The sequence below is a fragment of the Aerococcus sp. BD502 genome (genome assembly GCF_057919555.1).
Genome location: NZ_CP147972.1, coordinates 1582309 through 1604464 on the forward strand (window position 1 = coordinate 1582309; position 22156 = coordinate 1604464).

Below are 22156 nucleotides of genomic sequence, written 5' to 3' on the forward strand. Positions count from 1 at the left end.
AGTTAGAATGGGTTATGTAAATATAAATGATGTATCTTGTACCTCTAAAACGGGATATAAAATATTAAAAGGGATCAACTTAAATGTTGAAAAAGGTGAATGTATTCTACTTATGGGACTAAGTGGTTCAGGCAAAACGTCATTGACTAAATTAATAAATGGAATTATACCACATTTTGAAGAAGAAACTGACTTTGTTGGAGAAGTTTTAATAGAGGGAGAATCTACTAGAAATATATCACAATATAAAATTTCAGAAAAAGTTGGTTCGATATTTCAAAATCCAAAATCTCAATTTTTTAATTCTGATGTCGAGGGAGAAATTGTATTTGGTCTTGAAAATATGGGAACTGATCCAGAGTTAATAAAAAAGAGCTTAAAAAAAACTATTAATAATTTAAATATAGATAGATTATTAGGGAAAAATGTCTTCTCATTGTCGAGTGGAGAAAAACAAATTTTAGCTTTTGCATCTATTTTTGCATTAAACACAGATATTGTCGTATTGGATGAGCCATCTTCAAATCTTGATATGGATACAATTGAAACGATAAAAAACAATATTGAAATATTTAAAAAAGAAGGGAAGACAATTATAGTTGCAGAACATCGATTATATTACTTAAAAGACATAATTGATAAAGCATATTATATAGACGAAGGAATAATTAAGGATTGTTTTACACAAGAAGAGATAAAATTATTTAACTCAAAAAAAGAAAATAATCTCAAAATTAGAACCTTATCTACTCCTAAGTTGGAAGTTCTTGAAAAAGAATTTAATAAAAATGATGAGTATTTATGTGAAGATTTATCGTATACAATAAATGGAAATCTCATATTTAAAGATATTAATATTTCTTTAAATAGAGGAGAAGTTTTAGGAATAATAGGAAAAAATGGTATAGGAAAAACTAGTCTGTTAAAGTGCATTTCAGGACTTATGAAGAAAAATACAGGAAGTGTTTTTTTTAACAATAAACTTTTAAATAATAAAGATAGGTTAAAAAATACATACCTTGTAACACAGGACATTAATTCACAATTATTCACTCGAAGCGTAAAAGAAGAATGTGAATTAAATTTACATGAGGATAGATTAAATCAGGTAGATGTAGTTCTAAATAGGCTTGGATTAGATAAATATAAAGATAAGCACCCAATGTCGCTATCAGGAGGACAAAAACAAAGGTTAACAATTGCCTTAGCTCTACTTTCAAATAAAGAAATCATAATCTTTGATGAGCCTACAAGTGGTTTAGATTTCAAAAATATGATAATTGTATCAGAAGCCATAAAAGATTTGGCGAAAAAATCCAATAAAGTTGTAATTGTTGTTTCGCATGATTATGAGTTTCTAAATACGGTAGCGGATGGAATATATGAAATGATGTAACATCAATAATTAAAATCTTAATTACTGTTTCAATTTTCTTTATTTTACCGAATAATTATTGCCTATTATCAGCAGATTTTTTGTTAGCCCATTGCGTTATGTGATTGAATTCTTTGTTTTAGGTTCAATTGCTGAAAAATTCATAGTTTTGAATTTGTATTTTTTTCAAGGACCACTAACTTTTGATGACTTAGCTTTGAGACAGATTATAGAACATGTAAAATAAGGGAAAATATAATAAATGTACAGAGATATAAATATCGGCAGTCTTCGGACTGCCTTTATTTTTTTGCTATATTTAAACAGATTGTATAATGACGTCATAGAAATAATTAGTGATGGGATAGGTTGTTTTTAGATTCAAATTTAACTGTTGTAATGATTACTCATAGACTAAATGATAATATAGCTATGTTGTCAGATAACATATATACTTTGTAAAAAAATGGGAATGTCAACTTTTATGAGTAATAGTTTATATAAAGAATTGACTTCCCCTAATTTTTTATCTTTCTACTTCCTTCCCATAATAATTTTCATAGTTTTTTCTATACTGAACAAGGTCATAAAATTGTTCTTTATTTAAAGAATACTCTTGCATAAGGGTGTTCTTTTTTTCTTGCAGTTTATCGAGATTTGATAATATTTCTTTTGTGTTTGGTAGTTTTTTATAGTTTTCTAAGATTTCTTTTGCAGCTATTTTGTAGACGGAAAGTTCACTATAATATTCTTCTGCAAATTGTTTATCTTCAGGATTTTTCTTGTGGTATTTGTAGATTTCACGATACTTATTTATAGTATTTATATTTTCCATATCTTGGGATAAACTCTTCATCTCAGTTTCAACTTTCTTTATTTTATCTAGCAAGTCTTGTCTATCATCGGCAGATTTTTTTATTAGATCATCAAGTTGTGTAATTGAATTAATTCCTTCTTCTCTAAGCTTAATTATCGAGTCAGCCATTGTTTTGATATTATGTTTTCTTGTCCAGACTTCGTAACCTTTAGAGGATTGTGCTTTTTCATTAGTAGATATATCAATAACATTTCCTACACGCTTTTTAGTAGGATTAGCTTTATTTTTAATTGCTAAATCTATTCTTTCTTTGATTTTTTCTTCGGTATAATCTTCTCCGATAGTCTTAGCTCTTGTAAATCTTTGTTTGTCTTTATGGCGAAAAGCTATGTGTTTACCAAACTTAATTTCATAATCCAGAGATTTCATATTTTCTAAAAACTCTTCCCAAGAGTTAGACTTATTAATCATTCTATCTATATCAAATTGCAGTTTAGACTTCCAAGAATTTCCTTTCTTATTTTGGTCATATTCGTACCAAGACTTACCAGCAGTTTTATATTTTCTTTTGTAAGCTTCATAATATTCATCAATGACTGAGAGCTTATTTTCTTTACATAATTCATCACTTTGATACCTAATTTTGTGGTAAGTTTTTTTGTTGGATTGGTAGCATTTGCCAGTCTTGTAATTAACATTATTAAAAATAATATGGTTGTGGATATGCCCTCTATCTATATGAGTTGCAAGAACAAATTCATAATCTTCTTTTAAAATTTTCTTGCATAACTCCATTCCAATTTCATGAGCTTTTATAGGATCAACTTCTCCGGGTAGAAAAGATTGAATTAAATGTCTAGCCAAAACTGTACCTTTAGTATCATTGTCTTCTCGTGTTTTCATAAATTGAATATGGGCAGTAGATGGATGACATTTGAATGAAGATACCAAGATTTTTTCATCAGTTTTTTCACTCTTAGTTATATAATCTATTGCCAAATTTAGAGTTGATTTTATAGGATGTATTTTTGTAATTGCCATACTAATCACCAGAACTTTCTTTTGATTTATTTAGAAGTAGGGAATGGATCTGCCATATTTCTCTTGATAATTTTTCTATTTTTTCTCTCATATAGTCAATATCTTTTTTGTAAATAACACCCGTTGTATTAGTTAATTTTGCAATCTGGTTTATATTCTTTGTTGCATTTGAAAGCAGCCATTGTAGGTTTCTGAATGGTTCTAAATCTACAACATAAATTTCTTTTTCCAATACACATTTCCTAAGAAAGTGGGACATAGTTTTACAATTAGCAAGTTTCATTTTCTTTTCAAAAACTTCTTTTTCTTCATCTGTTAAATATATTTTAAGCTGATTTTTTCTCTTTCTATTATCCATAGTATATCTCCTTATCATAAAATATTGGGGTCTTAGGGTTCTCCCTAACAAGGTAAAATTGATAAAAAAAGAAGCAGTCAATAAAGGTTCTGCTTCATCAATTTTTCGTAAGTGGGTACTCACTTACTGTGCTTGCTATTAAAGTTATAAGCGTTAAGCGTTTATTCAGTTTTATTAATTATACCGCATTTAAAAAAATTAATAAAGAAGTATAAGCGAAGCTATTGACAATGATTATCAGATTTGATACAATAATACCGACAAGAGTGTCGGTTTGGAGGTTATTTATGAAATGAAAATGGAAGCTGATGAAAGAAAAAAGCAGATTAGACAAGCAGCTATTAAAGTCTTTTTGGATAAGGGATTTAGAAATACAGTTATGAATGACATTATGGAAGCTACTGGGCTTTCTAGAGGTGGCTTGTATCATCATTATGGTTCTACGCATGAAATCTTATACGACATTATGATGGAAGGTAATATAAATAGAAAAGATATTATTCAAAAATCAAGTTATGATGAAGGTTTAATATTAAGTCCGAAGTTGTTTTCGGGAATAATTATAGACAAGATACTTGCAGATAATGATTATGTAAAGCTTTATGTTATGTTTTTATGTGAGTTAAAAGAAAATGATGATCTGAAAGAACTATATGTGAAAATAAAAAAAGAGTCCATACAAGTATTTAAAGAATTGTTTTCTACTTTGTTTAACGTGTTACCTTCTGATGAAACATTTGAATTTATGATTAATATTATGAATTCTGGATTGATGGCTTGCGAAATTTTGAATGCACGTGAGAATTTTACAAAAAATAAGATATATCTAACTGAAATGATAGAGACTTATTTTATAAATGTAATGAAAAAAGATGATGAAAGGAGTTAAATTTATGGATCTATTAAAAAAATACATTAAGAGAAATAAAGCACCATATTTTATTTCTGTCTTGTTTGCAATACTTGGAGTAATTTCAAATCTTTTTGTATATATTATTCTAAGTAAGATGATTATATCATTAATTGATGGTAGCCAAGATTTTTATTACTATATAAATAAAATTTTCTTTATACTTTTATGTCTTATAATCAAAGAAGTGTTTATGTTTTTGTCAACAATGATTTCTCATAAAACAGCCTATAAAATAATACGAGATATAAGAAAAAGCCTTATGGAAAAATTATTTAATATGCCATTAGGAGATATATTGAATGAATCTACTGGTAAGTTAAAAGACATAATTGTAAATCAAGTCGATAATACTGAAACAACATTGGCTCATATGATACCTGAGATGACAGCTAATTTAGTCGGACCTATAATATTATTTGTTTACATGTTAATTTTAGATTATAGACTAAGTTTAATATCTTTAATTCCATTAGTTATTGGTGGATTTTTTATGGCAGGACCGATGAAAAGAATGAAGGTAAAGTTTCCACAAGCAGTTAAAATTGGTCAAGATATGAATAATTCCGTGGTTGAATATATAAATGGAATAGAGGTTATTAAAACATTTAATCAAGGCGAAAAATCTTATAGAAAATACAGGGACAATGTGTATAAAAAGGCAAATTACTATTATGATTGGATGGGAGAAAATACAAGAGACTATGCGATAAGTATGTCTATTGCTCCAGTTGGTATTTTGACAATTATACCATTTGGTTTATATTTCTGTATGAATGGTTCACTAGATGGTGGTGTATTTTTAACATTGATAATTCTTTCTTTCGGGACTATCCAAAATATTATGAGAGTAATGACTTTTGAAGATGATATTGGAAGAATGTCAACTATTTTCGAGGAGATTAAAAATATACTTTCTGCGAGAGAATTATCTCATAAAAATGAAAATTTGGATATAAAAAATTATAATATAGAGATAAAAAACGTAGATTTTTCTTATGAAAAAGATAAGCAAGTCCTAAACAATATAAATATAAATGTAGAAGAAGGAAGTGTGAATGCTTTAGTAGGCGAATCGGGTTCGGGAAAGTCGACTATTGCAAAACTAATTTCAGGATTTTGGGACGTAGATAGTGGTTCTATAAGTATAGGAAATGTAAATATTAAAGATATGTCCCTTGAAAAGTTATCTACTGTTATTTCCTATGTAGCACAAGATAATTTTCTTTTTGATATGTCAATTAAAGATAACATCAGAATAGGAAATAAAAATGCTAGTGATGAGGAAATAATTGAAGTATGTAAGAAAGCAGCCTGCCATGATTTTATAATGAAGTTGTCAGATGGATATGATACAAGAGTAGGAGAAGCTGGTAAACATTTGTCTGGAGGAGAAAGGCAAAGAATATCAATTGCAAGAGCTATGATAAAGAATGCTCCAATAGTTATTTTAGACGAGGCTACCTCTTATATCGATCCTGAAAATGAAGCCTTGATTCAAGATGCAATATCAGAGCTTGTCAAAGGGAAAACTCTAATTATAATTGCCCATCGTTTAAAGACAATAACAGATGTAGATAATATATTTGTAATTAAAAATGGAGAACTTGCATGTAAAGGAAGTCATGAAGAGCTTTTGAAGGAATCAAAAGATTATCACAATCTTTGGGAAACTGCCTTGAAAGGAGAAGAAAATGCTTAGTGTTTTTAAAAAAATATGGAATTTTTCTATTGAAGAACAAGTGTATCTAAAAAAATCAATCTTTGCTAATTTTTTCGGTTCTATTTTTAATGCTCTACAATTTGCAGCCATTTATTATGCGATTTTTGGGATAGTAAACAAGGATATAAGCTTTAAAACAATAGGAATATCAAGTTTATTTTTATTAGTTAGTGTAGCTGGAGTAATTATTTCAAAAAAATCCTCTATGCTCAAACAAACGCATGCGGGATATTTTATGGCTGGACACAAGCGAATTGAATTAGGTGAAAAAATAAAAAAAGTTCCCATGGGATTCTTCTCAAGTTTAAGTTTAGGAAATTTAACAACTATTGCGACTACTAACTTAGATAATGTAGAGACTTGGGTTCCAACTTTGTGTATTATGGTTTTCGGTGGCATGCTTAATGCTATTGTTTTTATCTTATCCTTATTTTTGTTTTCTTATAAGATAGGTATTGTAGCAATAGTTGGTTCTATTGTATTTTTAATGATCATTGCTCGTATGCAAAAAAGGTCAAGTAAAAATGCAGATAAGATTCATGAGATTCAGGTATCACTTACCAAAGAAGTCTTATCAACATTGCAAGGAATGCAAATTATAAAATCATATAATCTACGAGGAAGTAATAATAAAAAACTTGACAAGAGCTTTGATAGTGCTAGTGAATATTCTTTTGATTTAGAAAAAACTATAATGCCATATAGTTTATTAGCTAAAATCATAATAGCTATAACAATTTGTTTGATGTTGTTTATTTCAATAAAATTATATTTTGTTGAAAATGGTCAAATAGTCAATACTATTATGATACTTATAGCAAGTTTTGTAATATTTGACGGACTTATTACATCTGGATCTGCTATTGCAATGCTAAGAATGGTTGAGAATGCAATAGATTCTTATTCTTATGTAAATGATATGGAAGATATGAAAGAAGGAAGTATTACAGAGCCAATAAAAAATCACAATATAGTCTTTAAAAATGTATCATTTTCCTATGATGATAGACCAATTTTAAAAAATGTATCAGCAGAGATAAAAGAAAATACCATGACTGCTATTGTAGGACCATCTGGATCTGGCAAGACTACATTTTGCAATCTTATTGCAAGATTTTGGGATGTAAATTCTGGCGAAATTTTAATAGGTGGAAAGAATATTAAGGACTATAAGATAGAAAACTTAATGAATTCTATTTCCATGGTATTTCAAGATGTATATCTATTTGAAGATACAATTGAAAACAATATAAAATTTGGAAAACAAAATGCAAGCCATGAAGAAGTTGTAGAAGCTGCAAAAAAAGCAAGATGTCATGAATTTATAGAAGCTTTACCAGAAGGATATGACACTATCATCGGAGAAGGTGGAGCAAGTCTATCAGGCGGAGAAAAACAAAGGATCTCCATAGCCAGAGCCATGCTAAAAGATGCAGATATAATTATCTTTGATGAAGCCACTGCAAATATAGACCCAGAAAATGAAGATAAACTTAAAGAAGCAATAGAATCATTAACAAAGAATAAGACAGTAATAATGATTGCTCATAGGTTAAAGACAATTAGAAATGCTGACCAGATTTTAGTCTTAAAAGATGGAGAGATAGTAGAACGTGGAAATCACGAAGAACTGATTAAGAATGATGGACTTTATTCTGACCTTATAAATGCAAAGGCTAAGGCAGAATCATGGAAATTAAATAATTAATAGAAAGAAATATTTAAAGTCTTTGAACAGGAAAAACATTTAGAGCAGGTGGACAAGAAAAATCACTTGCTCTTTTTTCGTCCCTAAATTATGATGGGAATTTTGAAGATAATCTAGAAGATAAAAATGTTAATGTAGAAAAAGTTGTAGCTACACAAATGTGATTGAAGCATAAAAAATGTATCAACCCTTACCCTTTAATCAGGATTTAGGTTGATACACAAAATTATTTATAGACCCTATTTTAAGTTATTATTCTAAATCTTTAGTATTGTCTTCAAGTTCTAAGAACTTATCAAAATCACTTTTGTAGAGTCTATCTTGTATAATTCTATATTTTTCAAACTCACTCTCTGCGTGCTTTTTAGCAAGAGCTGCAGACACTTTTCCTGCATCGTTTAAGATTTCTTTATCCCATAGTTGTAAAAATCCATTTAATCTTTTTTCCCAATCTTCCATAGTCATAGGGATATGTCTTTCTGCTTGTAGTTCTGCCATGTCCAAATATGATGAAACAATTCTTTGCATTTGATTTAATTCTTCTTCGTTTAGATAATTTTTTGCAACGACTACATCATATTTATGAATTTTTGAATCTGGAGATCCTTCCCAAGTTGTAAGTCCCATATTTTTAGTTTTGTGATTGGCTCTATCTACAATTAATTCGGCTGCAGTTTTTCCGTGAATTGCATAGTGCAATTTGTTTTGAATAGCTGCAAAAAATCTTTTTGTTGCTTTTGCAGATGGGTCATAGTCTAAAGATGTAGCATAAATATCTGTGATTTTTTGATAGAATTTTCTCTCAGATAATCTAATCTCACGAATTTTTACAAGTAATTTTTCGAAATAATCTTTGGTAAGTTTTGTGCCAGAATTTTTGAGTCTTTCATCATCCATTGCCCAACCTTTAATTGTAAAATCTTTTACAATTTGGTTTGCCCACTTTCTAAATTGGACTGCACGTTCGTTATTTACTTTAAACCCTACTGCAATAATTGCTTGTAGGTTATAGTGCTTTGTATTATATGATTTTCCGTCGTTTGCAGTTATTAAGTATTTCTTAATAACTGAATTTTCGTCTAGTTCGTTATCGTCAAATATTTTTTTTAGATGCTGATTTATTGCGGAAACACTTACATCATATAGTGTTGCCATCATCTTTTGAGTAAGCCAAATATTTTCATCTTCATATCTAATTTCTATAGCTTCTTGATCATCACCGTTAGCTGCAATAAAAGTCAAGTATTCAGCAGCAGATGATCTAATTTGAAGTTCTTTTTTTTCTTGATTTTCGTCTTTATTTTTATCCATTTCTTTACTCATAATTTCCTCCAAATATAAATTTCATTCTACCTTTAAATACTGGAATACTAATCAAGAATATAATTACATAATGTATAAAGGAATTTATCATCATACTTTTTGTGATTGGTAATTGATGATAAGTTTGACCTATTATTTTAAAAGCGGCTAGAGTGTTTGTTATAAAATCTAGTGCCAACCATAAAGCAACTGATGATCCTATAAAAGCAATTATATAGTTTAAAAACCTGCTAACCTTTGGTAGCTTTTGATTTATTAAAACTAGCAATATTCCATAAATTATTACTACTGTAATTGAAAGGGGAATAGCTAATTTGTTATCTAGTTTATCTTTTATGGATATATAAAATCCTAAACCTACAACTATAAAATCAATCAAAAATGCTGAGATTTTTACAGAGTAGGTAGAGATGAGATAGTAGAAAACTATTCCAGAAAGGATTAATAAAAAATATCCTGTAATAAAAATTCCCATAGAGTCTCCTAATAATAATCATCATGTTCAGGGCGATAGTTTTTAAGAAAATCTCCCTGAGGTATATTAACATTAATTGGTTTATTAAACTTGCCCATTTTTGCTAACTCAGAAATTTTTAGATTTAGTAAATTTATATCAACACCTAATTTTCCAGCGATTTCATAATCACAAACTTGATCATTGATATTATCTAGGACATCTTCATCACTTATTAATAAGTGAGCCGCAAAAATATTAGCTTCAGTTTCAAATTTGTTTGTTGGGTTTAATACTGTTTGGTCATGAAAAGCTCCGCCACTCACACAATAATCTCTGTGTAGTTGATCGTGACCTAATTCATGTGCTAATATCGTTTTTCTATTAAAATTTGTGTTACTACTGATAAAAATAAATCTGTTCCTTTGAATATAATGGTACATTCCTAAAAGTATTTTTGTTTCAGGTAGATATACCAGGTTAATATTCAAAGCTTCTATTAATTCGATAGGATCTCGTGTCTTATATTTTTTTATAAGTCGATTAACCTTATCATATATATAGCGATTCATGCTCATAAAATCACCTAATCTTTTTTCTTACGACCGTATTTCTTGTTTTCTCTTTTAGCCTCCCAATAAGCACGAGTAATAGCTTCAAAAGCAGCATCTTTATCTTCGTCAGAAATTTCTCCACCAGCAAATAAAGAGCTTAGACCTTCAGTTAATGCTCTAGCTTTTTCTAATTCTCTTTTGCCACCCATGTTATAAACTCTATTTAAAAACTCGTCACTTTCTTCTAAAAGATAATTATAATCACAGTCCATAACTTCAGCTATTTTTTTGTAAACCTCGACATCTCTTGGGTATCTTTCTCCGTCTTCATAATGTACAAGAGTTCTTGTACTTATTCCTATCATTTTTGCAAAATCTGCTTGACTTAACTTTTCTTTTTCACGAAATTCCTTTAATCTATCCGCAAAAGCCATAACTTTAACCTCCTGTACTAATGTGCATTTATAACTTTTAATACGAACAATAGTGCTTGAATTATTTTTCAATTTGAGATATAATACAAACTGAACTTATATTCATATTATAGCACAAACATTCAAGTTTGTAAATAAGTTGTATTGGGGTGATTAGATTGAGAATAAGCAAAACTTTAAAGAATATAATGAACATGTATGCAGATAGCAACTTGAAATTTAAAGAGATTAGTTCAGCTGCAAAACTTATTTTAAGTTTATATAGACAAGTTACCTGGGCAGTAGATAGCAGGGCAAATTTTATGATGTTTGAGAGTAAAGAAAACTATGGATCAACTTCAGAATCTGCTTACTTGTATCTTTCTACATTTGCTCCAGAAAGAGTTGAAGAAAAGTTTAATAATAGAGTATCTAATGTAATGGATAGCAAGCTTATGCTTTTAATAATTTATGATGCCTGTGTTAGGCTAAAAGTTTATCCAGAATATGGAGAAATCTATCATAAGATTATTTATAACTACTACATTTCTGAAAAGAAGATTACTGATGAAGCTTGTATGAGAAGTGTGTCTTTAGAGAGAACTGTTTATTATCAAAGAAAAAAGGAAGCAATTGCATTGGTTGGTGTAATAATTTGGGGTTATACTTTACCAACTGCTATTAGTCAACTTGAAGACGGTCGTAGCATTGATGATATAATGAACATCTAAAAAATTAAATTAAGACGAACTTATTGCGTACTATTTCCGAATGAAAAAAGTACCATATACGAATTTTATGTGTACTTAAGTGCATATATAATATCCATGATGGGTGATTTGCACCTAAATTTAATATCGGCATTTATTGACTGAAAGAATTTATTTTCTTTCGGTCTTTTTTTATGCCCAGGAGAATATATGCAAAAAATTAGAAGTCCTCCTTTTATGTTTTTTTATCTGCAAAGAAAAAAGACATATTGATTTTAAGGAGGAATACAATGGACAAAGAATATTATTTATTTGTAGAAGGAAAGAAAGTGGTTGTTAGCAAGGAAGTGTATCTTGCTTATCATAGTGAATTGAATAAAGAGAAATATCAAAAGAGAAGAGACAGGTTAAATAACTGTTTCTTTTTTTGTTCCTATGATCGTGATGGTAATTTTGAAGAAAATTTAGAAGATCTGGAATTTGATGTTGAAAAAATTATCGAAACAAAGGAAATGATTGAAGAAGTAAGAAGAGCTATTTCTAAACTCAACCCTGTTGAAAGAGACCTAATAGAAAGTCTCTTTTATAAAGAAGAAACAATTAGAGAAGTAGCTGCTAAACTGAATATTTCTCATCCAGCCGTTATTAAAAGGCGTAATAAAGTCTTAGAAAAACTAAAGGAAATGTTAGAAGATATTTAGATGAAAGTTACCAAAAGGGTCTGATTTTCACTGTTACTTATGCAGTGGGAATTGGACCTTTTCATTTAACCAAATTTTTTTTGAAAATTGGTTACCAAGAAAGACTTCTTTTCACTGTTAAGTATAAGAGGGTAATTTTAAACAATTTTGTTTCATCAAGATAAGTATTTTCTGATGGTTAAATTTTAAAAAGATTAATAACTCTCGATAAAATTTGAACCTTAACAATTGAATAGACCATGACAAGACATTAATCATTTTTGGAGCGTAATAACCTATCCGCCAAGATCTTTCTGCCGAATAATTCGGCAAAACAAGTACTGCTAAGCTAAAAGCAAGGGAAGAAGAAAGGGAGCGATAAGTAAGAGTTTGAATATAGGGAGGGATACCCTATTCGCTATGAAGAAAGTGAGGATAATGATACTTCTAAGGTTGAAGCCGGCTCATCCTGAATAGAGGCGGAGGTGAGATTCCTATGTTGCTAATCCAAGGCACTTGTCAATGTCAAAAAACTTTAATTTTATATTGTGAGGTAAAACCTATGAATACAAAAGAAAAGAAGAAATGTAAACCTAAAGAGCAAATATCAAAAGAAGATTATTCTAAAAAAATTACTTACACTCAAAGTGATAAAGAGTCCCTCGACTTACTAGATATTGTTGAGCTTTATTTATGTAGAGCTTGTATAAGACTATAAGCTGGGGTGCTGACTTAAAAACTTGGGTGCGGTAAAATATAAGTGGTAGAAGAACTCCTTAATGACTATTTGCCCAAATACAAATTAAGGAGGTTTTGTGATGGAAAAATTTGCTTGTATGTATCTTCGTTTATCGAGAGAGGATGGAGATAGCACAGAAAGTAATTCTATTTCAAATCAAAGACAGATTATCAAATCATATGCAAGGGACAATGATTTTAAAGTTGTTGCTGAATATGTAGACGATGGCTTCTCAGGATCTAATTTTGACAGACCAAAATTTAAGAAGATGATTCAAGATCTTGAAGAGAAGAAGTTCAAAACAATTATTGTGAAGGACTTATCCCGTTTTGGGAGAGATTATATCGAATCAGGTAAATATCTACAAAAGATATTTCCAGAAAAAGGTATAAGGTTTATATCCGTAAACGATAACTATGACAGTGAAAATGCAGATGTAAGCGATACACACTTAATTCTTCCAATAAGAAACTTTATTAATGATTCTTATTGTAGAGATATTTCTATGAAAGTTAAATCTTCAAAAGAGATCAAAAGAAAGAATGGTGAATTTATTGGTGCATTTGCTCCTTTTGGTTATAAGAAGGATAGCAAAAACAAACATAAGTTAGTCGTTGATACAGAAGTTTCACATATAATTGAAAGAATCTTCAATATGAAGATAGACGGTTATTCGTCTAAGGCTATTGCAGATTTTTTAAATAGCATAGGTTGTGTAACACCATCTAAGCATAAAGAAAATTCTGGTGATAATCATACTACTGGTTTTATTGTTAAAGACTCTAAATGGGACGCAAAAATGGTCAATAGGATTATTACAAACAAGGTCTATATAGGAGTGCTTGAACAAGGGAAAACTAGAAAACTAAATTACAAGTCTAAGAGAGAAGTAGAAGTAAATGAAGAAGATTGGATTGTAATAAACGACTCTCATAAGCCTATTATTTCAAAAAGCATTTATGCTTTGGCTAATAAGATGATGCTCCGAGATGTAAAACAATCGGCAGATATACCACATATTTTATCAGGAATGCTTTATTGCAAAGATTGTGGATCTTCAATGGTTAGAAGAAAGGTTAAGTCCAAGAATGGATATAATATTTTTTATATTTGTTCTCACTACAATAACAAAGGAGATTGCACAAGACATAGTATAAAAGAAGACTATCTACTGGATATGACTCTTTTTGCACTTAAAGATTATTTAAAAAAATATAATGAACTACTAAGTCAAGTTAATAAGTTAGATGTATCAAAAGTTACATTTAATATTGACTTTGAAAGCTTAAACTCAGAAAAGAGAAAGTACGAAAGACTTAGACAATCTTTATATATGGACTTAGAAGACGAACTTATAACTTCTGAAGAGTTTGAAAGGTTCAGAAAAAATTATCTTATTAAAATCAGGGAAATAGAGAAACAAATTGCTACAAAGAAAAATATACTTGCCAACTTGCAAGAAAGGATTAAAAACAAGGACAGTTTGGTTTCCGAAATTGTTCCCACTGATTTAAGCAGTCTAAATAGACTAACAATTGTATCTTTTATAGATAGAATTGAAATCGGAGAAAATAATGAGATTAATTTTGTCTTTAATAATTTGGAAACAGTTAACTTACTGAAGACCCTTATAAAAGAAGAAAATGAAAACAAGTCAGAAGTAAAGAAGAATTTGATTTCAATAAATAAGGTATTTGGAAATGCTCTTGAAAATAAGGCTCCAATGCAATTAGCTGGAGGTGTTTTATAATGGCAAGAACTTCCAAAAGATATATTGAAAAGAAAATTGAAAAGACAGAAAGAAAAGTCTTTAAGGCTGGAATTTATACAAGACTATCTAACGAAAGAACAGAAGAGTGGAGAGAAAAATCATACTCAATAGAAACTCAAATCCTATCTTGTAAAGAATATGCATTAAAAGAAAATATAGATGTTTTAGAAGTTTACACTGACTATGAATATAGTGGGACAAACTTTGAAAGACCATCATTTCAGAATATGATGCAAGATATTAGAGATAGAAGAATCAATTGTATTATTATCAGAGATTTATCAAGACTTGGAAGAGAATATCTCGAAATGGGAAGATTGATTGATAAAGTTTTTCCATTTTTAGGTGTTAGATTTATTTCTGTTAATGATAAATTAGACACAGTCAAAGAAACAGATTCAAAGAAATCTTTTGAGGTTACTCTTAAAAATATTATCAACGATATGTATGCTAAGGATATTTCAGTTAAGATAAAAACCTCAAAACACAATAGGGCAAGAAACGGATACTTTATTGGTTCTGTTCCACCTTATGGCTACAAGATTAAAAAATCTAAAGAAGGTCAAAAACTTGTAATTGATGAAAATGTTAGATTTATTGTGGAAGAGATGTTTGATTTAACTCTTCAAGGCAAAAGCCAATATGAAGTCGCAAAACATTTTAATGAAAAAGGCTATGCTCCTGGAATGATTTACTACAAAACTGGGAGAGTTTACAGAGAAAATGATGATCCTGAATGGAATAAAGGGACAATTTCTAAAATGCTTACAAACCCAGCTTATACGGGGACTTTAGTACAAGGAGTTAAGCAACAAAATCTAGCAAAAGGAATTAAACAACATTTTGTAGATGAAAGTCAGTATATTATTTGTGAGAATGCACATGAAGCAATCATTTCTAAGGAAGTTCATGAAAGAATCTTACGAGAAAGACAAGAGAGAAAGAAAAATCATGTTTTCAGTTCGCCAATGCACAATTTTGAAAATAGGGACTATGAGAACAGATTTAAGGGTCTTGTAATCAATAATAATACTGGTAAAGAACTTAATAGAAGAACTCGTATCTATGGTAAAAATAAAGATAGACTTTACTATTCATTTCAGAATGAGAGATTTAGTGGAAGTATAAAACCCGAAAAATCAGTATTCATTATGGAAAGAGATTTAGATCAGGCTATTAGTGATAAGATTTCTGAGTTTATTATTAAGACAACTAGCAAGACAAAATTTATAAATCGAATTAAAGCTAGATTTAATAACGCAATAGATACTTTTAAGAAAGACATTGAAAATCTTAAAAGAAAAAATATAAATGAAGAAAACATCATTCAAAGAGCCTATGAAGAATATAGTCTAGGCAAGATTGATAGAGACGAGTATCTATTGAGAAGAGAGATTGCTCAAAGTCATATGTCTACATTTGATAACGAGATTTCAGCAATTGAAGTTAATATATCAAAACTTAAAAAAGAAAGATTAAAATCAACAAAATGGATAAATGATTTATATGCTTCAAAGAATTTGGAAAAGCTACCTGGCGATTTAATCCATAGCTTAATTGAAAAAATAATAGTTTATGATAAACACGAATTTGAAATAGTCTTTAAATTCAATATAGATAATTTGGTAGGAGGAACAGACGATGAATAAGATTGCTCTTTATATTAGATTATCCGTTGAAGATATGATAAAGACTGATGAGAGTGAAAGTATCATAAATCAAAGAGCATATCTAAACGATTATCTCGACAAGAATGAAGAATTTAAGAACTTCACAAGAGAAGAATATGTTGATGACGGATACTCTGGAACAAACGAAAATAGACCAGCCTTTCAAAGAATGCTCGAAGATGTAAAGAAAAATAATATCCAGACGATAATTGTAAAAGACTTGTCCAGATTTATGAGAGATTATATAACACTTGGAGATTATCTTGAAAACATATTTCCATTCCTAGGAGTAAGATTTATCGCCATAAATGATGGCTATGATAGTAACAAAGAAAAGGGAAATGGAACAGATTTAGATATTCAATTCAAGGGACTATTATATGATTTCTACACAAAAGATATTTCTGAAAAGGTAAAGTCATCTATGACTACACTTAAAAAACAAGGAAAGTTTTTAGCTTGGAGTCCACCTTTAGGATATATGAAAGATCCTAATAATAGACACAAAATCATAGTTGATGAAGAAACAGCTTGGATAGTAAAGAAGATTTTTAAACTTGCACTTGATGGTATATCTTCAAGAAATATAGCTAAGATATTAAATGAAGAAAAAATTCCAACACCATCAAAAAGAAAGAGTGAATTAACCAATCTTGATTTTGAATATTCAATAATTAGAACTGCGAAAAAACCTAGACCAACCTGGACTAATGGCAATGTAATAGATGTATTAGCGAATGAAAATTATACTGGAACTTATACTTTCAATATGCAAGATAAGTCAGTATTAAATCCATCTTCTTTTAAATTCAAACCAAAAGAGGAATGGGGAAGAGTTGAGAATAATCATGAAGCTATTATATCTAAAGAAGACTTTGAAAAAGTTCAAAAGATTAAAGAGAAGAATCTATTTATGAAAGGTAAAAATACCGATTATGAATGGAGAAAAAAATCTCCACTACAAGGTTTTGCAAAATGTCCAACTTGCAATCACATTTTAGGATGTGTTCAATCAAAAAGAAAACGACAAGATGGAAGCATAAGAGTTCACACATATTTTACTTGTAGGATATGTAAGTGTAATAATGTAAAACATAAGAACTCAAGAGCAGGAAGCCTTGAAGAGCAAGTATTTGAAGCAATAAAAGAAAAGTATGGTTTAGAAGATTCAAAAATAGATGAAAAAGTAAAAGTTAAACCTATGGAAAAATCTATTGAAGATCTTGAAGCTAAGAAAATGCAAAGTTTTGAGAAGTATAAATTAGGCAAGATGAATAGACAAAAATTCATTGACTCCAAAAATTTGATAGATGAAGAGATACAAGCAATAAAAGAAAAAATACTAAAAGCAAAAGAAGAAAAAGAAATAATAGACAACACTAAACTTACCAGAGAATTGATGGAAAAATATATAGACTCAGTATTCTGTGAAGGAAACGAAGTGTTGAACATAATATGGAAGTAGAAAAGGGAGTGAGCAATCACTCTCTTTTACATTACATAACTATAACCCCTTTTTTGTCATAAGCTTGACATGAGAGGGGATTGCCCATTTATTTGCCGAGCTGGAAACGAAGGTATCGGTGGCTTTTGAGACTGATTTAAAAGCCGTGCCTTTGAGTGAAAAAATCGAAGACCACCTTTTCCGTATTGTCCAAGAATTGCTCTCCAATGCCTTGCGCCACGCGCAGGCGCAGACGATTTCTTGCTCTTTATATGAAAAAAATCAAACGCTTTACCTATTATTTCGCGACGACGGCCAAGGTTTTGACCTAACGGAAGCCAAGCAAAGTAGTGGCTATGGTTTAAAAAACATTGAGGAACGTATTCACAGTTTAGCTGGCCAAGTTAAAATGTTAAGTGCGCCCGGGCAGGGCACGCAAGTTATTATTACCATTCCGCTTTCCACCACCAGTAATAGAAAGGATAGTCCCTATGATTACGGTACAGATAATTGATGACCATGAAATGGTCCGCTTGGGCCTCGCCACCTATATCAATTTACAAGACGATATAGAAGTGATCAAGGAGTCGGAGGATGGTGATGTGGGCGTGCAAGCTGCCTTAGACTTGCAGCCAGATGTCATTTTAATGGATGTGGTGATGGAACGCATGGATGGCATTGAAGCGAGCCAGGAAATTTTAAAAGCTTGGCCTGAAGCTAAGATTTTAATTATTACGAGCTTTTTAGATGATGATAAGCTTTACCCCGCCTTAGAGGCCGGTGCTTATGGCTATATTTTAAAAACGTCCAGCGCCACCGAAATCGCCCAAGCTATTCGCCAGGTCGCCCAGGGCAAGCGTGTGATGACGCCGCGCGTCACTCAGAAGATGCAAGCTGACCGCGCTAAGGCCAAGGAGCATCATCACTATGATGATTTGACGGCGCGGGAATTAGAAGTTCTGAAATTGATTGCTGCGGGATACGCCAACCAGGAGATTGCCGATGAATTATTTATTACATTAAAAACGGTGAAGACCCATGTGTCCAATCTGCTTTCCAAACTGGAAGTTTCCGACCGTACCCAAGCAGCGATTTACGCTTACCGCCATGGTTTAGTCGAGGAAGAGGAGGCGTAAGCAAAGCATGGTCCAAATAAAAAGCAGCCCTAAAAGGCTGCTTTTTGTATGCTATTATTAAATGCCCATAACCACTGGCATTAAAAGCGGGTTGCGCTTCGTGCGTTTGAACAAGAAGGGATATAAAGCGTTTTGGATAACGTCGCGAATGGCTCGCTCATTGACTTTTCGCCCGGAATTCAATTGGCCAATAACGGCGGTTTGAATCACTTTTTGGGCGTCCCGAATGAGGTCCTCCGATTCACGCATGTAGATAAAGCCGCGGGAAACAATGGTTGGTCCGGCCAAAAGTTGCTTTGCTTTGAAATCGATGGTGACGACCACTAGGACGAGGCCATCTTCAGAAAGCTTATGGCGGTCTTTGAGGACGATATTACCGATGTCCCCAATCCCTTTACCGTCGACGTAAACATCTTGGGCAGGGATGGAGCCGGCCCGTCTGGCTGAATGCTCGGTCAAGGCGAGGACATCGCCATTTTCCATGACGAAGATATTTTCGGGTTTAACGCCCACATCAGCGGCCGTTTGGGCTTGGACACTTAGCATCCGGTGCTCCCCGTGGACGGGCATAAAGAATTTCGGTTGGAGCAAGCTGAGCATTAATTTCTGCTCCTCTTGGGCCCCGTGGCCAGAAGTATGGACATTATTCACCTTACCATGGACCACATCAGCGCCCGCTTCGAGTAATTTATTAATCACCCGGTTCACACTAATGGTATTGCCTGGAATCGGCGATGAGGAGAAAATGACTGTATCATTAGGACGAATTGAAATCTGCCGGTGCGTCCCATTCGCAATGCGACTGAGGGCGGCCATGGGCTCCCCCTGGGAACCGGTACACATGATGAGAATTTCATTATCCTGGTATTTATTCAGCTCACGCCGATCAATGAACACATGATCAGGGGCTTTAATGTAGCCTAATTCGCGGGCATTTCGAACCGCATTTTCCATGGAACGGCCAAAAACAGCCACGCGTCGGTCGTTAGCAATTGCAATTTCAATGGCTTCGGAGAGCCGGGAAATATTTGAAGCAAAACTAGCAAAAATGATCCGACCCTGGAGGGGTTCGATGATTTCCTTTAAAGATTCGCCCACAATTTTTTCTGATTTGGTGAAGCCGGCAATTTCTGAGTTCGTGGAGTCCCCCAACATACAGAGGACGCCTTCGCTTCCTAATTGGGCTAATTTTTGCAGATCAGCAGGTTGGCCGACGGGCGTAAAGTCAAATTTATAGTCTCCCGTGAAAACAATATTCCCACTAGGGGTTTTCACCACAATGGCCATAGCATCAGGGATACTATGGGTAACTCGGATATAGCTGACCTCTGTTTTCCTAAATTTAATGATACTGTCTTCATCCACCTCATGGAGTTCGGCGTCACGCAGGAGGCCATGTTCATCCAATTTGCCGCGGATTAAGGCCATGGCCAAACGGCCGGCATAGACGGGCACATTAATTTGCTTCAATAAGAAGGGTAGGCCCCCAATATGGTCCTCGTGACCGTGGGTGATGAAAACTCCTTTAATTTTGTCTTGATTTTCAATGAGGTAGGAATAGTCAGAGATGACGTAATCAATGCCTAAGAGGTCATCTTCAGGGAACATGACCCCAGCGTCTAGAATGAGGAGCTCATCTTGAAATTGGACACAGTACATATTCTTCCCAATTTCACCCAAGCCACCGATCGCAAAAACAGCTGTCTCGTGATTTTTAATTTTTAGCTTCATTTTACGCATCAAACTCCGTTAGTTTGAAGTAGTCTTGCTCTTTTTCATAGGCGAGGTGGGCTTTGGAGAGTTCTTCTACATACTCAACCATCACAGGCGAGTGTTCTTGTAAGATTTGACGAACTTCGATTTCACTATCAGCTTCGATATACATGGCTTTAGTACTTTCCCGCGTAGGGACTTCGTTCGCTTTATCTTGGTATAGTACTTTATAAATCATATTTAACCTACTTTCTATTTATTTTATTTATGACATAAACTGTACCTCTTAGTTTAGCATAAAATTCGGGGCCTGCCTATGCTGATTATTTCAGACTTTGGCAGGAGGATGTTTAGCCTGGGACTTGTTATAATGAATGTAGCGTTTTGAATGCTAGGAGGTTAGCATGAAAAGAAATAAAAAAGCTTGGAATTTATCTTTATTCCATGATTTAACCGAGCAAACGAATGATGAAATTAATAAAATGGACAAAATTCATATCCTACTGGTGGGAAAAACTGGTGTGGGGAAGAGTACCTTAATCAATCACTTGTTTCGTGAAGAACTCGCGAAAACAGGTATTGGCCAGCCCATTACCCAGCATATTCGCCAAATTACTAAAGAAGGCATGCCCTTAGTTCTCTATGACACGCGGGGCTTAGAACTAACTGCCAGTGTTCAGCAGCAGGTCCGCCAAGAAATTCAAGGCATGGAAGAAAAACTCACGAAAAAAGGCGAGCAAATGCATTGTGCCTATTATTGTGTGAATGCTAATTCCATGCGCGTGGAAGCCAATGAAGTTGAATTCATTAAAGAGCTCGCCCAACGCATGCCCGTTATTTTAGTTTTAACACTGGCAATTGGGGAAGCAGTCGAAGACTTCAAGACTGCTATTGAAGAGATGAATTTACCTGTCCAAGGTGTGATACCGGTTTTAGCGAAAGACTATCCCTTGCAAAGTGGCCAGGCCTTGCCGGCTTTTGGCTTAAAAGCCTTAATTCGTTTAACCTTGCAGGTGGTGCCGGAGAATGTGTGGCCTTCTTTTACGAATGCCCAACAAGCTGATATTGACCGCAAGGTGGCGGAGGCGAAACGTTGGGCGAAACGGTATATTGCGACGACTTTTGGGATTGGTTTTACCCCCATTCCATTTTCAGATGCAACGGCGATTGTGCCCGTACAAATTTCCATGCTGGCGCACATTACCGCTGTATTTGGTGTATCTTTGGAGAAAAAGACTTTGTTAGGAATTATTGGCGCGATTGGGGGAACTACCGGGGCCACTTTTTTAGGGCGCAGTATTGTGTCTAATTTACTGAAATTTTTACCGGGTGTGGGCTCATTTTTCGGTGGCGTCATTTCCGGTGGCACTGCCTCCTTGCTCACCTCAGCTTTGGCTATGAGCTATATTACGGTTTTAGCGATTATTAGTGAGCATGAAGCGCGGGGTGAGCGCCTATCTTCGCGTTCTATCGCGCGCTTAATGCGCCGTGAATTGAAAACTCGGCTCAAGCGCGGTAAAAAAGATGAAGACTTTAAAGATATTAAACAAGAACAAGAGGGGAAAAAATAAGCCGGTTTTCAAAATCAGCACCTAGGAATTTTTTCTGGCTTCTGCT

21 protein-coding genes and 1 pseudogene are annotated in these 22156 nt (G+C 32.6%); 14 read left to right on the top strand and 8 right to left on the bottom strand.

The features are described 5' to 3' along the window. The first annotated feature begins 7 nt into the window (after positions 1 to 7). On the top strand, positions 8 to 1396 hold the full coding sequence (locus tag WF803_RS07605) for an ABC transporter ATP-binding protein (RefSeq protein ID WP_489610887.1): 1389 nt from the start codon (positions 8 to 10) through the stop codon (positions 1394 to 1396). A gap of 505 nt (positions 1397 to 1901) precedes the next feature. Here the strand turns inward: WF803_RS07605 and WF803_RS07610 are convergent. Together WF803_RS07610 and WF803_RS07615 are read right to left on the bottom strand one after the other, a co-directional pair. Beyond that, the gene (locus tag WF803_RS07610) at positions 1902 to 3233 is read right to left on the bottom strand and encodes a relaxase/mobilization nuclease domain-containing protein (RefSeq protein WP_489610888.1); all 1332 of its coding nucleotides are present in this window, start codon (positions 3231 to 3233) and stop codon (positions 1902 to 1904) included. Position 3234: 1 nt separating this feature from the next. Then, complete coding sequence (locus WF803_RS07615; RefSeq protein ID WP_489610889.1) at positions 3235 to 3591, bottom strand: plasmid mobilization protein; 357 nt, start codon at positions 3589 to 3591, stop codon at positions 3235 to 3237. Positions 3592 to 3883: 292 nt separating this feature from the next. Here WF803_RS07615 and WF803_RS07620 point away from each other — a divergent pair, with 292 nt between their 5' ends. The 4 genes and pseudogenes from WF803_RS07620 to WF803_RS07635 all read left to right on the top strand — a co-directional run. Beyond that, positions 3884 to 4480 (top strand): TetR/AcrR family transcriptional regulator, encoded by a 597-nt coding sequence (locus WF803_RS07620; protein ID WP_489610890.1) that lies wholly within the window; start codon positions 3884 to 3886, stop codon positions 4478 to 4480. Positions 4481 to 4484: 4 nt separating this feature from the next. Next, positions 4485 to 6203 (top strand): ABC transporter ATP-binding protein, encoded by a 1719-nt coding sequence (locus tag WF803_RS07625; protein ID WP_489610891.1) that lies wholly within the window; start codon positions 4485 to 4487, stop codon positions 6201 to 6203. After that, positions 6196 to 7932 (top strand): ABC transporter ATP-binding protein, encoded by a 1737-nt coding sequence (locus WF803_RS07630; protein WP_489610892.1) that lies wholly within the window; start codon positions 6196 to 6198, stop codon positions 7930 to 7932. The genes WF803_RS07625 and WF803_RS07630 overlap by 8 nt, the downstream gene beginning before the upstream one ends. A gap of 9 nt (positions 7933 to 7941) precedes the next feature. Beyond that, positions 7942 to 8093, top strand: a pseudogene (locus tag WF803_RS07635) (sigma-70 family RNA polymerase sigma factor); the annotation flags it as partial. Positions 8094 to 8184: 91 nt separating this feature from the next. On the opposite strand, the gene WF803_RS07640 reads toward WF803_RS07635, so the two are convergent. Genes WF803_RS07640 through WF803_RS07655 form a run of 4 tightly spaced genes read right to left on the bottom strand, consistent with a single transcriptional unit; the run spans position 8185 to position 10697 of the window. After that, positions 8185 to 9255 carry a virulence RhuM family protein gene (locus WF803_RS07640; RefSeq protein WP_489610893.1) on the bottom strand — a complete coding sequence of 357 codons (1071 nt, stop codon included), beginning with the start codon at positions 9253 to 9255 and terminating at the stop codon, positions 8185 to 8187. Continuing rightward, positions 9248 to 9730 (bottom strand): hypothetical protein, encoded by a 483-nt coding sequence (locus WF803_RS07645; RefSeq protein WP_489610894.1) that lies wholly within the window; start codon positions 9728 to 9730, stop codon positions 9248 to 9250. The genes WF803_RS07640 and WF803_RS07645 overlap by 8 nt, the downstream gene beginning before the upstream one ends. Positions 9731 to 9738: 8 nt before the next feature. Next, on the bottom strand, positions 9739 to 10287 hold the full coding sequence (locus WF803_RS07650; protein WP_489610895.1) for an ImmA/IrrE family metallo-endopeptidase: 549 nt from the start codon (positions 10285 to 10287) through the stop codon (positions 9739 to 9741). An 8-nt stretch (positions 10288 to 10295) separates the two neighbouring features. Continuing rightward, positions 10296 to 10697: a helix-turn-helix domain-containing protein gene (locus WF803_RS07655; RefSeq protein ID WP_004026815.1), complete on the bottom strand. Its 402-nt coding sequence runs from the start codon at positions 10695 to 10697 to the stop codon at positions 10296 to 10298. 194 nt (positions 10698 to 10891) lie between these two features. Between WF803_RS07655 and WF803_RS07660 the strand changes: the two genes are divergently transcribed. The 8 genes from WF803_RS07660 to WF803_RS07695 all read left to right on the top strand — a co-directional run bounded on the left by WF803_RS07660 (position 10892) and on the right by WF803_RS07695 (position 18826). Next, positions 10892 to 11407 carry a hypothetical protein gene (locus WF803_RS07660; protein WP_489611913.1) on the top strand — a complete coding sequence of 172 codons (516 nt, stop codon included), beginning with the start codon at positions 10892 to 10894 and terminating at the stop codon, positions 11405 to 11407. Positions 11408 to 11676: 269 nt separating this feature from the next. Next, the gene (locus WF803_RS07665; RefSeq protein WP_489610896.1) at positions 11677 to 12087 is read left to right on the top strand and encodes a sigma-70 family RNA polymerase sigma factor; all 411 of its coding nucleotides are present in this window, start codon (positions 11677 to 11679) and stop codon (positions 12085 to 12087) included. Positions 12088 to 12628: 541 nt separating this feature from the next. After that, positions 12629 to 12784 (top strand): hypothetical protein, encoded by a 156-nt coding sequence (locus tag WF803_RS07670; protein ID WP_165628744.1) that lies wholly within the window; start codon positions 12629 to 12631, stop codon positions 12782 to 12784. Positions 12785 to 12884: 100 nt separating this feature from the next. After that, the gene (locus WF803_RS07675) at positions 12885 to 14555 is read left to right on the top strand and encodes a recombinase family protein (protein WP_489610897.1); all 1671 of its coding nucleotides are present in this window, start codon (positions 12885 to 12887) and stop codon (positions 14553 to 14555) included. Further along, positions 14555 to 16225, top strand: coding sequence for a recombinase family protein (locus WF803_RS07680; protein ID WP_489610898.1), 1671 nt, complete (start codon positions 14555 to 14557; stop codon positions 16223 to 16225). Before WF803_RS07675 ends, WF803_RS07680 begins: the two co-directional genes overlap by 1 nt. Further along, positions 16218 to 17711, top strand: a complete 1494-nt coding sequence (locus tag WF803_RS07685; RefSeq protein ID WP_489610899.1) for a recombinase family protein — start codon at positions 16218 to 16220, stop codon at positions 17709 to 17711. The genes WF803_RS07680 and WF803_RS07685 overlap by 8 nt, the downstream gene beginning before the upstream one ends. Before the next feature lie 118 nt (positions 17712 to 17829). Then, positions 17830 to 18204, top strand: a complete 375-nt coding sequence (locus tag WF803_RS07690) for a sensor histidine kinase (protein ID WP_489610900.1) — start codon at positions 17830 to 17832, stop codon at positions 18202 to 18204. Continuing rightward, positions 18182 to 18826, top strand: a complete 645-nt coding sequence (locus WF803_RS07695) for a response regulator (RefSeq protein WP_489610901.1) — start codon at positions 18182 to 18184, stop codon at positions 18824 to 18826. The genes WF803_RS07690 and WF803_RS07695 overlap by 23 nt, the downstream gene beginning before the upstream one ends. Before the next feature lie 57 nt (positions 18827 to 18883). On the opposite strand, the gene rnjA is transcribed toward WF803_RS07695, so the two are convergent. Both rnjA and WF803_RS07705 read right to left on the bottom strand, forming a co-directional pair. After that, a complete protein-coding gene (gene rnjA, locus WF803_RS07700; RefSeq protein ID WP_489611914.1) occupies positions 18884 to 20557 on the bottom strand; it encodes a ribonuclease J1 in 1674 nt (557 codons plus the stop codon). Between the two features lies 1 nt (position 20558). Then, complete coding sequence (locus WF803_RS07705) at positions 20559 to 20777, bottom strand: DNA-dependent RNA polymerase subunit epsilon (protein WP_489610902.1); 219 nt, start codon at positions 20775 to 20777, stop codon at positions 20559 to 20561. Positions 20778 to 20943: 166 nt separating this feature from the next. Between WF803_RS07705 and WF803_RS07710 the strand changes: the two genes are divergently transcribed. Then, positions 20944 to 22110 (top strand): YcjF family protein, encoded by a 1167-nt coding sequence (locus tag WF803_RS07710; protein WP_489610903.1) that lies wholly within the window; start codon positions 20944 to 20946, stop codon positions 22108 to 22110. Positions 22111 to 22156: the final 46 nt, after the last annotated feature.

Excerpts from the sequence above, each read along its gene's own strand:
- WF803_RS07670 (WP_165628744.1), top strand. The coding sequence starts at position 12,629 with ATGAATACAAAAGAAAAGAAGAAATGTAAACCTAAAGAGCAAATATCA.
- WF803_RS07695 (WP_489610901.1), top strand. The coding sequence starts at position 18,182 with ATGATTACGGTACAGATAATTGATGACCATGAAATGGTCCGCTTGGGC.
- WF803_RS07660 (WP_489611913.1), top strand. The coding sequence starts at position 10,892 with ATGTATGCAGATAGCAACTTGAAATTTAAAGAGATTAGTTCAGCTGCA.
- WF803_RS07650 (WP_489610895.1), bottom strand. The coding sequence starts at position 10,287 with ATGAGCATGAATCGCTATATATATGATAAGGTTAATCGACTTATAAAA.
- WF803_RS07685 (WP_489610899.1), top strand. The coding sequence starts at position 16,218 with ATGAATAAGATTGCTCTTTATATTAGATTATCCGTTGAAGATATGATA.
- WF803_RS07640 (WP_489610893.1), bottom strand. The coding sequence starts at position 9,255 with ATGAGTAAAGAAATGGATAAAAATAAAGACGAAAATCAAGAAAAAAAA.
- WF803_RS07680 (WP_489610898.1), top strand. The coding sequence starts at position 14,555 with ATGGCAAGAACTTCCAAAAGATATATTGAAAAGAAAATTGAAAAGACA.
- WF803_RS07710 (WP_489610903.1), top strand. The coding sequence starts at position 20,944 with ATGAAAAGAAATAAAAAAGCTTGGAATTTATCTTTATTCCATGATTTA.
- WF803_RS07625 (WP_489610891.1), top strand. The coding sequence starts at position 4,485 with ATGGATCTATTAAAAAAATACATTAAGAGAAATAAAGCACCATATTTT.
- WF803_RS07655 (WP_004026815.1), bottom strand. The coding sequence starts at position 10,697 with ATGGCTTTTGCGGATAGATTAAAGGAATTTCGTGAAAAAGAAAAGTTA.
- WF803_RS07615 (WP_489610889.1), bottom strand. The coding sequence starts at position 3,591 with ATGGATAATAGAAAGAGAAAAAATCAGCTTAAAATATATTTAACAGAT.
- rnjA (WP_489611914.1), bottom strand. The coding sequence starts at position 20,557 with ATGAAGCTAAAAATTAAAAATCACGAGACAGCTGTTTTTGCGATCGGT.
- WF803_RS07665 (WP_489610896.1), top strand. The coding sequence starts at position 11,677 with ATGGACAAAGAATATTATTTATTTGTAGAAGGAAAGAAAGTGGTTGTT.
- WF803_RS07605 (WP_489610887.1), top strand. The coding sequence starts at position 8 with ATGGGTTATGTAAATATAAATGATGTATCTTGTACCTCTAAAACGGGA.
- WF803_RS07620 (WP_489610890.1), top strand. The coding sequence starts at position 3,884 with ATGAAAATGGAAGCTGATGAAAGAAAAAAGCAGATTAGACAAGCAGCT.
- WF803_RS07630 (WP_489610892.1), top strand. The coding sequence starts at position 6,196 with ATGCTTAGTGTTTTTAAAAAAATATGGAATTTTTCTATTGAAGAACAA.
- WF803_RS07610 (WP_489610888.1), bottom strand. The coding sequence starts at position 3,233 with ATGGCAATTACAAAAATACATCCTATAAAATCAACTCTAAATTTGGCA.
- WF803_RS07705 (WP_489610902.1), bottom strand. The coding sequence starts at position 20,777 with ATGATTTATAAAGTACTATACCAAGATAAAGCGAACGAAGTCCCTACG.
- WF803_RS07645 (WP_489610894.1), bottom strand. The coding sequence starts at position 9,730 with ATGGGAATTTTTATTACAGGATATTTTTTATTAATCCTTTCTGGAATA.
- WF803_RS07675 (WP_489610897.1), top strand. The coding sequence starts at position 12,885 with ATGGAAAAATTTGCTTGTATGTATCTTCGTTTATCGAGAGAGGATGGA.